Source organism: Pedobacter sp. GW456-11-11-14-TSB4 (assembly GCF_059424425.1).
Genome location: NZ_JBWKZK010000006.1, coordinates 1 through 9,463 on the forward strand (window position 1 = coordinate 1; position 9,463 = coordinate 9,463).

Annotated in this window: 4 protein-coding genes and 1 pseudogene; 4 read left to right on the forward strand and 1 reads right to left on the reverse strand. The window is 33.5% G+C overall.

Annotated features, from left to right (window positions below):
* The first annotated feature begins 438 nt into the window (after nt 1-438).
* From AC07XU_RS16810 to AC07XU_RS16825, 4 genes are all read left to right on the forward strand, one after another.
* On the forward strand, nt 439-2,205 hold the full coding sequence (locus AC07XU_RS16810) for a S8 family serine peptidase (RefSeq protein WP_494944795.1): 1,767 nt from the start codon (nt 439-441) through the stop codon (nt 2,203-2,205).
* A 269-nt stretch (nt 2,206-2,474) separates the two neighbouring features.
* Nucleotides 2,475-5,375 carry a TonB-dependent receptor gene (locus tag AC07XU_RS16815; protein ID WP_494944796.1) on the forward strand — a complete coding sequence of 967 codons (2,901 nt, stop codon included), beginning with the start codon at nt 2,475-2,477 and terminating at the stop codon, nt 5,373-5,375.
* Between the two features lie 114 nt (nt 5,376-5,489).
* On the forward strand, nt 5,490-7,631 hold the full coding sequence (locus AC07XU_RS16820) for a GH92 family glycosyl hydrolase (RefSeq protein WP_494944797.1): 2,142 nt from the start codon (nt 5,490-5,492) through the stop codon (nt 7,629-7,631).
* A gap of 65 nt (nt 7,632-7,696) precedes the next feature.
* On the forward strand, nt 7,697-8,947 hold the full coding sequence (locus AC07XU_RS16825; RefSeq protein WP_494944798.1) for a hypothetical protein: 1,251 nt from the start codon (nt 7,697-7,699) through the stop codon (nt 8,945-8,947).
* A gap of 188 nt (nt 8,948-9,135) precedes the next feature.
* On the opposite strand, the pseudogene AC07XU_RS16830 reads toward AC07XU_RS16825, so the two are convergent.
* Nucleotides 9,136-9,243: pseudogene (locus AC07XU_RS16830) on the reverse strand (GIY-YIG nuclease family protein); the annotation flags it as partial.
* Nucleotides 9,244-9,463: the final 220 nt, after the last annotated feature.

Sequence of the window (9,463 nt, forward strand, 5' to 3'; positions counted from 1 at the left end):
TAACATGTGGGAGAGTAGGTCGGTGCCAGATCTTAAAAGAAGCCCCGTAACGAAAGTTGCGGGGCTTTCTTGTTTACGATACTTTCCCGCCAAGCACCTACCACCCTGCAGTGTCTTCTTGTCAGCTCTATCGTTCATGCACATTTGGCCGCATGACCGGAAACCTCCGGAAGCTGCAGCTGCCCTGAAGGCTAGACCCGATTGGAGTGTATACCGAAGGGGCCAGTTGCATACGGCCCGTATAACGGAAAGCGGGAATGACGATCATAGCTGCAGCGCAGATCTTCTTCTTAAAAATATTGGTATTGTAATTGGCTATATAAGTTATTTACTCTTATTTTATCTGTTAAAATTTTGTTAAAAACACTTTTTTTAATAGCCTAGCTATTTTAAAACTGTAATATTGTAAATTACGTTATTTAGATATGAGTTTTAGCTATGAAAATTAGATTAGGTTTATTTTTAGGGTTGTTTTTAGCATTGGGATTAAAATTAAATGCTCAAGACAAGAATGTTATTTTACCTGCGAACTGGTTTAACTTAGATTTAACGCAATCTGGTTATTTTGGAATAAGTACCGATAAGGCATATAATGAACTTTTGAAAAATAAAGCTCCTAAACAAAAAGTTATTGTTGCGGTAATTGATGGAGGAACGGATATTAAACATGAAGATTTAAAAGATGTTTTATGGACTAATAGCAAGGAAATACCTGATAATGGTGTTGATGATGATGGTAATGGGTATGTTGATGATATCCATGGCTGGAATTTTTTAGGTTCTAAAAATGGCACACTTGCATATGATAATTTAGAGCTAGTTAGGATTATGCGAAAGTATGAGACTAAATATAGATCTGTGATTAATAGCACCGTATTAGATAGTACTGAAAAGAAAGAATTTGCCATTTACCAAAAGGCACGGAGCGATTTTGGTAAAAAATATGATGAGGCAAGTAGTGCTTTTCCGATTTATATTTTAATTAAAAAAGTGATGGACTCTGTCGCTTTTATCAATAAAAAAGACATTCCTACTTTAGAAGATATGGAGAAGTATAAGGCAGATGATGAGACTGAGGAATATGTAAAGAAGATAATTAGGAAAGGTGCAAAGGATGAAGGTGGAATTGACAAGTTTTATACCACAATTAAAAAAGGACATCATGAACTGGAAGTAATGTTGAAATACAATTTAAACATTAAGTATGATGAGAGATCGGTATTGGTTGGTGATGATTATGCAAATGCTAATCAAAGAAATTATGGTAATTCGGATGTGGCAGGACCTAATGCTGACCACGGGACACATGTTTCTGGTATAATTGGCGCAAATAGAAATAATGTATTGGGTATAATGGGTGTTGCTAATGATGTTCAAATTATGACGATTAGAGTTGTGCCAGAGGGAGATGAGCGTGATAAGGATGTAGCAAATGGTATTCGTTATGCAGTTGACAACGGAGCTAAGGTTATAAATATGAGCTTTGGCAAGGGCTATAAGTGGGATAAAAAAGCTGTTGATGAGGCAGTTAAATATGCTGAAAATAAAGATGTATTGTTAGTTCATGCTGCTGGAAATGACAATAGTGATAATGATAGGGTAGAAAATTATCCTAATAAATATTTTGATAGTAATGAGTCTGAAGCTTATCATAAATCTAAAAAGCCAGTGGATGCGCAAAAAAAAATAAATGATTTAATTGCACAACAGGGGATGCAGAATAGAAATATGGCCGTGAGACCAGATCCTTTTGCTAAACCATTGCCTGTTGATTCGATGAAATTTAAATTACCACACGCAAATAATTGGATTGAAGTTGGTGCCAGTGCCTATAAAGATGATGAGGAATTAAAAGCTTCATTTTCAAATTATGGTAAATTTAATGTCGATGTTTTTGCACCAGGCTTTAAAATTAATTCTACAGTACCAAATTCAAAATATGAGGAATTTGATGGAACAAGTATGGCATCGCCGGTTGTATCTGGGTTGGCAGCTCTAATATTGACTTATTATCCAGAATTAAAACCGAGTGAATTACGGGATATTATCATTAAATCTGTTACTAAAGTTAATCATAAGGTGAAATATAAAAACGAAAAGGGAGAAAATGTTCGTGTTCCATTTTCTGAAATTTGTGTGAGTGGTGGGATTGTTAATGCGTATAATGCGCTATTGATGGCCGAAACGTATAAAATGGCCAAGTAGTAAGAGAAAAATAAATTTCTAATCCTCGTTGATTTTTCAACGAGGATTTTTTTTATACTAATACGTAACATTTAGGTGATGGTAATTATTGTTTATGCCTTTAAATGGCATTTATTAATGATCCTTAATTTTAAGGATAAATAACAAAAAATTTTGGTTAAGCTATTTTGTGAAAAATAAGTCTACCTTTTTTAGGTAGTTGGTTTTGGATGTTTTATTAAAATCAACATGATACCACAAAGAAATAGCACATAATCTTAACAAAATAGATGTTTAAACTTTATCACGCCCTTGCGACATTAATGACAATAAAAAGATTGTTAATTATTGTTGCTTTATTAATTAACGTTAAAGTTTGTGCGCAGCAAGAAAATTCTCAGAAAAGTACTTTACCTCCATTAGCTTTGAGAGAGGTAAATGGAATTGTAAAGGATACACTTAATATTGGCATACCAGGAGTTACGGTAAGATTAACATCAGAAAAAGATACTTTAGTTGTAGGAACTAGCCCTGATGGCGGGTTTACGTTTAGAAATGTAAAGTCTTCTATGTATACTATTGCTGTAAATAGTATTGGATACAAAGCATTTGTGGCTAAATATAAACAGAACGATGCTGTAGCTAAAATAGTAATAGCCCCGATAATACTAAACGCAGATTCTAAAACATTAGATGTTGTTGTAATTAATGGAGCCCCTTCCATTACCTATAAAACGGATACTGTTGAATACAAAGCGAGTGATTATGTGGTAAGAGAGAATGCAAATGTAGATGAGTTGGTAAAAAAAATGGAAGGTATGGAAGTAGGTAATGATGGTTCGGTAGTGCATCAGGGAGCGCCTATTGCTAAGGCAAAGATAAATGGAAAACTTTATTTAGGTGGTGATGTTGCCACCGCCTTACAAAATTTGCCGGCCGAAATTGTTGAGAAAATTCAGGTGGTTGATGATTACGGCGACCAAGCTGAAAGAACGGGAATTAAGGATGGAGAACCAGAAAAAATATTGAATATAGTTACCAAAAGGAATAAGTCTGTAGGGAATAGTATGAATGTTGCTGGTGGAGCAGGAAATAATGATAGATATGAAGGATCTGTATTTGCTACTAGACTTAATGCTAACCAAAGTATTGGTTTAAATGTTAGATTAAATAACACAGTTAATGGAGTAGCTAATAACAATGGAAACTTTGGAGGTGGAAATGGTAATAATAATGGTGGTGGAGGAAGGGGTAACGGAGGGAATAATACACCAAACCTAAATGCATTTGGGGGAAGTGGTGGCACTACAAATAATGGCAATTCTTCTTTCTCTTACCGAGATCAAATCAATTCTAAAATAAAAATAAATACCAATTACCGATATTCTTTTAATAATACCAATTCTTTAAACAGTAGTGTTGCGCAAATACCAAGTGTAAGGGGAAATACCTTTTCATCAAACGAAGGATCTAGTGATAATGATACTAAATCTCACAACTTAAATTTTGAATTGGAGGCAGACTTAGATAGCTCTAATTTTTTACGGATTACGCCTACATTTACTTACGCATCAACGCTTTCGAGTAACAAATCTGCTAACTTGCAGCGTTTTGTTGCTATAGATCCTTCTCCACAAAATCAATCTTTTAGGCAAGACCAAACCGGTAATAATTCTAATAGGAATACTAGGCCTAATTACGGAATTACTGCATTTTACCAACACTTGTTTACTAAACCAAGAAGAAATATTTCACTTCAAGTAAGCTTAAGCAATAATAATCAGGAGGCAGAACAAGATCGAAATGCTAGAATATTATACTACGATGGACTATCAGATGTTGTGCTTAAGGATTCTTTAATAAATAGATTAGTAAATAGGGATAATTTGACTAAAAATTACCGTGCTAGTTTAATGTTTGCAGAACCGCTTACCTCAAATACTCAGCTAGAATTTAATGGACAAATTAATTATAATGGCTATGATAACACCGCAACAACTAGTAATATTTTTCCCGACGGCTCTCAGCAAATTGTAGACTCATTGAGTAATATCTATGATTATTCATTCACTCAAACTAGATTAGCGCTAAACTATAGATACGGGGTAAGTAAAGATTCGAAGGTTAAATTTTCTGTAGGTGTAACTGCTGTACCTGCCGCGCTAAGCGGCACAAAAGAAAGTTTAGGAACCACTACAAATAGGACGAGCTTTAATATAATTCCTATTGCAAGGTTTCAATATTTATGGTCACGACAACATAGTTTACAATTAAATTATTCAGGTAATGCGAATGAGCCAAGTTTTGATCAAATACAACCTGTTAGAGATGTTTCAAATCCACAAAATCCAGTAGTGGGTAATCCGGATTTAAAAGTCACATTTAATCACAGTATAAATACAAGCTATAATAACTACATCGCCAGTGCGAAACTAAATTACTCTATAAATGCAAATGCTACATTTATAGAAAATGCGGTTGTACGAAACGTTGTTCAAATTTCTGATGCATTTAACAGTAGAAAAAATGAAACTCGTTTTGTGAATTTAAATGGAGTATATAGAATTAATGCAAACCATTCAATTAGCAAACAATTTGGCGACAGAAAATATAATTTGTCTTTAAATGGAAATACAAGCTATAATAATGGAGTTTCTATGAGTGATAACATAAAGAACATTACGACTACTTGGAACTTTAATGAGCGTTTTGGTCCAAGAATAAATCCAACAGAATGGTTAGAAGTAAATCCATTTATTTCTTATAGTTTCATAAAATCTAACAATACTCTTCCGAGTTCTTTAGATAGCAAAACTAATACTGTTGCCATAAATATTGATGGTAAGTTTTATATGTGGAAAACATTGATTTTCGGATATAGTGCGAGTAAAAATTATGTAGGCGGTATAAATGCAAATATCACCAACAATCCTTTTGTAATTAATGCATATTTAGAAAAGGAATTTTACAAGCGAAGAGCAAAATTAACCTTTCAAGCATTTGATTTATTAAATCAGAACAATTTTGTGAACAGAAATATATTAGATAACGGGGCGATAATTGATACTCAATCAAACGCATTGAGTCAATATTTTATGGTTCGCCTAAGTGTTCGCCTACAAAAATGGAGTGGTGCTAAACCAAGAAACGGAAATCAGTTGTTGAGAAGGGGAGATGGAAGTTTCAATTAATTAATGATATTTTTTTGTCCTAATCCATAAAATTTTTTATTAAGTTTATTTTAGTAAAACGATTTACTATATTGTAATTGTATTTTACAAATAGAACTTATTAAATCTTCAGATATGAATTTTCGGAAAATGATTTGCTGTTTTTTGATGTTGGTTAGCTTGTTTACAATACGAGCAAAAAGCCAAGAGAAAACTAAGCTAGTAAATACATTTATTGGTACGGCTCCATTAACTGATCCTAAAATATTAGGTTATGAACTACCAGAAGGATGGAGGTCTTGGGCGGGTTTAACTTTTCCAGGCAGCTCACTGCCAAATGCTATGGTACAGCTTAGTCCGATGACAGAATATGGTTCTGGTGCTGGTTATGAATATGAGGATGATATAATTTATGGCTTTACACATACCAACAAAGGGCATTGGAATCTTTGTAATGTTCCAATTTTACCACTCTCTGATGCGGGTGATAAATTTGGTTCAAAATTTTCTCATGAGAAGGAAATAGCCTCTCCCGGTTTTTATCAAGTTTATTTAGATGATTATAAAGTAAAGGTGAGCTTAACATCAACTTTGCGTGCTGGTTTTCATCAGTACGAGTTTACTGACAAAGCCAATAAGAAAATTCTTTTTGACATGGGAAAAGCCAACAGTAGGGTTAATACTTGGGAAATTGAAAAAGTAGGAAACTCTGTTATACAAGGTTTTCAGGGCGGTGAGAATGTTTATTTTTATGCGATTTTAAATGTTCCTATTGATAGCCTAAGCATTAAAGATTTAGGAAAAAGAAGTGGTTATGCCATTGCGCATTTGGCTAATGGTGATCAAGGTTCGGTAGAATTAAAAATTGGACTTTCATTTGTAAGCATCGCAAACGCAAAATTAAATCTCGAACAAGAAATTGGTAAAAAGTCTTTTAGCACCATAAAAGATGAAGCAAATAGCGCCTGGGAAAAACTTTTGTCGACCGTTGAAGTAAAGGGAGGAACTAAAAAGCAGCAGGTAATGTTTTACTCAAGTTTATACCGGTCATTTTTATGGCCTGCACTACGCAGCGATGTAAATGGAGAATTTACAGATGCCAAAAAACAAGTTGTTAAAACTGATTTTAGCTACTACACTGAACCATCATTGTGGGACACTTACAGAAATAAAGATGTTTTATTAGGATTGATTTCTCCAAAAGTTACTTTAGACGTGATCAAATCTATGAAAGATGTTGGTGATAAAAAAGGATTTATGCCCACCTTCTTTCATGGAGATCATGGAGCATCATCAATTGCAGGAGCTTATTTAAGAGGAATTAATGATTTTGATATCAAAGGTACTTATGAAATTTTACTAAAAAATGCGAATACTGAAGGAGGAGCAAGGCCACACATTGCTGAGTATAAAGCAAAAGGCTTTATTTCTGATCCTGACATTAAAAATCCTCATGTGGAGACAAAAGCAAAGGCAGGTGTATCTAAAACCTTAGAATATGCTTATGATGATTATTCATTGGCGCAAATCGCTAAAAAATTGGGAGATACATCGAATTATATAATTTTAATGCAGCGCTCTAACAATTACAAAAACATGTTTGATCCAGCAACAAGATTTATGAGAGGAAAGCTTGCGAATGGAAGTTGGATAACGCCTTTTAATCCTCAATATCCATATTATGAGTACATGTATCGAGAAGCAAATGCTTGGCAAGTATCTTTTTATGCACCACATGATATGCCCGGATTAATTGAGTTATATGGTGGAGCGAAAGGTTTTGAATCTAAGTTAGATTCTTTATTTACGGTACCGTGGAACCCAAAACATATTGCCAGAAATGTAGAAACTATGATTGGGCAATATTGTCATGGCAACCAACCAGATCATGAAGCACCATTTTCTTATCATTTTATTGGAAAGCCTGAGAAATCTCAAAAAATCTTAGACACCATTATGAATACGCTTTATGGTATTGGAGATAAAGGTTTGGCACTTTCCGGTATGGATGATGCAGGTGAAATGTCTGCTTGGTATGTTTTTACAGCAATGGGTTTTTATCCATTTTCTGCTACAGATCCAAATTATATAGTAACAGTTCCTCTTTTTGATGAAATTAACTGGAAAAGCAGTACTGGTAAAACTTTAACGATTAGTAAACCTAAACAGGGTAGAAACTTAACGCAAATTAAGGTAAATGGTAAGCCGATTAATGGCTATTTTATACCACATGATTTGTTTTTGAATGGTGGTAAAATCGAAATTGTTACAAAGTAAAATAGATAGTTAAGCATTTTTGCAAATGCATATTTCTAATTTTAAAGTTTAGATTTTTAAAATTTATGATAAAGACAAAAATTATTTTAGCGCTCTGGTTAAGTCTGCCGCTGATGGTGGCCGCTCAAAAGAATTTAACTAATGCCACATTAACTGATAAAAATGGGAAAGAAATAAACATTAAGATTGAATCTCAAAAATGGACACTAAATCCAGAAACTATATCAATTTACAATGCTGATAATTCATTAAAAGAAGTTGCTACTGTAAACAATACCTCCAAATTATCAATTGGTGCTCAACACACTTTTGAAACAGCAATTATTAACAAAAGCATGGACAAGGTAAAATATCCAAATTTGCCAAAATATCTTGATTCTACTTTCATTAAAGACACAGTTTTTTTAGATGCGATTGTTGTGGGCAAAAGGTTAAGTTTATATAGTTATACAGATGCCATTAAAACAAGATTTTACATTAAACCACAAGGTGAAGAATACAAGGAGCTAGTTTATCGTAATTTTTACTCAGCAGCCATTGATTTTAAAGTCGAAACACAAAACATATTTCAAGATCAATTGAGAAAGTTGTTAAATGCTGATGAAATTAAGAATGTTGAATTAGTTTCAAAAATAAATAATGCAAAGTACACAGTAAAAGAATTAAAAGAGATTGTGTACATATTAAATGATGTTCAAAACAGCTTTGTTAAGCCCATTAGATCAAAAGTTAATTTTTTAGCCGGCTTTGGCGTAAATTTTAGTACTTTCTCTTATAATGGCGACAATGTTTTAGGAACATCCTCAGCTTCAAGTCCTATTAGCATTTTACCAACCATAGGCTTAAGTATTAGTTTAGACGAGAAGAGTAAATCAGAAATAAATTTCGAGCTCTCTGCTTTAAAAGAAAAGGTTAAATTTTATGGTATAGATAATCGGTCCGAAGAAACGCAGAGTTTCACACAGTTTAGTTATATTTTTTCTCCAACTTATAACTATCATGTTTATAACAATAACAAAACTAAAATTACGATTGGTTCTGGTATTAGCGCAAACTTACATCAATACAAAGATGATATTGTTACCTATAAATCAACTGAAATTCCAGGGGCACAAATTGTAATAAATAGAGATTTAGGGGGTTATCAGTCATTTACTTATGCCATCCCTGTTAGATTAGGTTTTAGTTACCAGAAGATTACTTTATTATCAACGTATTCTTATTATCTAAGCAGCATGTCTAATACTGCAACTACTGAAATTTTAAAAAGTGGATTTAACTTTTCATTAAGGTATAATTTTGGCAAGGGCATCTAAGAGGCTGTATACTTCTAATTTAGTATTAAATAAAAAAAAGCCCAACTTTCGTTGAGCTTTAGTAGCGAGAACGAGTGTTGAACTCCGTCCGCCGCGGCGGATATGTATCAGCGCTCATTTCTTCTAATCAAATTCCAGATCATTTCTCTACCAGTTCCAGATTTAAGCTGTTTTTCTCTCTTTGTTGCTTAGGTTTTGCTTTCAAACTGTTCAGTAAATAATATCTCCCATGGTCTATACTTAATGGTATATCCTTTGATAGCGAACAGGTTGTGAGATAATAATCTCTGCTCTAAATCAGAAGTATATCAGATATAAATTTTATCGAATTTGATTGAATAGCGTACATAAGCAGTAAAAATCATAGCCATAAAAAAAGCCCAACTTTCGTTGAGCTTTAGTAGCGAGAACGAGAGTTGAACTCCTTCCGCCGCGGAGGATATGTATCAGCGCTCATTTCTTCTAATCAAATTCCAGATCATTTCTCTTCCTGTTCCAGATTTAAGCTGTTTTTCA

Bases quoted from the DNA above. Each gene is read 5' to 3' on its own strand.
- AC07XU_RS16820 (WP_494944797.1), top strand. From the start codon at position 5,490: ATGAATTTTCGGAAAATGATTTGCTGTTTTTTGATGTTGGTTAGCTTG.
- AC07XU_RS16810 (WP_494944795.1), top strand. From the start codon at position 439: ATGAAAATTAGATTAGGTTTATTTTTAGGGTTGTTTTTAGCATTGGGA.
- AC07XU_RS16815 (WP_494944796.1), top strand. From the start codon at position 2,475: ATGTTTAAACTTTATCACGCCCTTGCGACATTAATGACAATAAAAAGA.
- AC07XU_RS16825 (WP_494944798.1), top strand. From the start codon at position 7,697: ATGATAAAGACAAAAATTATTTTAGCGCTCTGGTTAAGTCTGCCGCTG.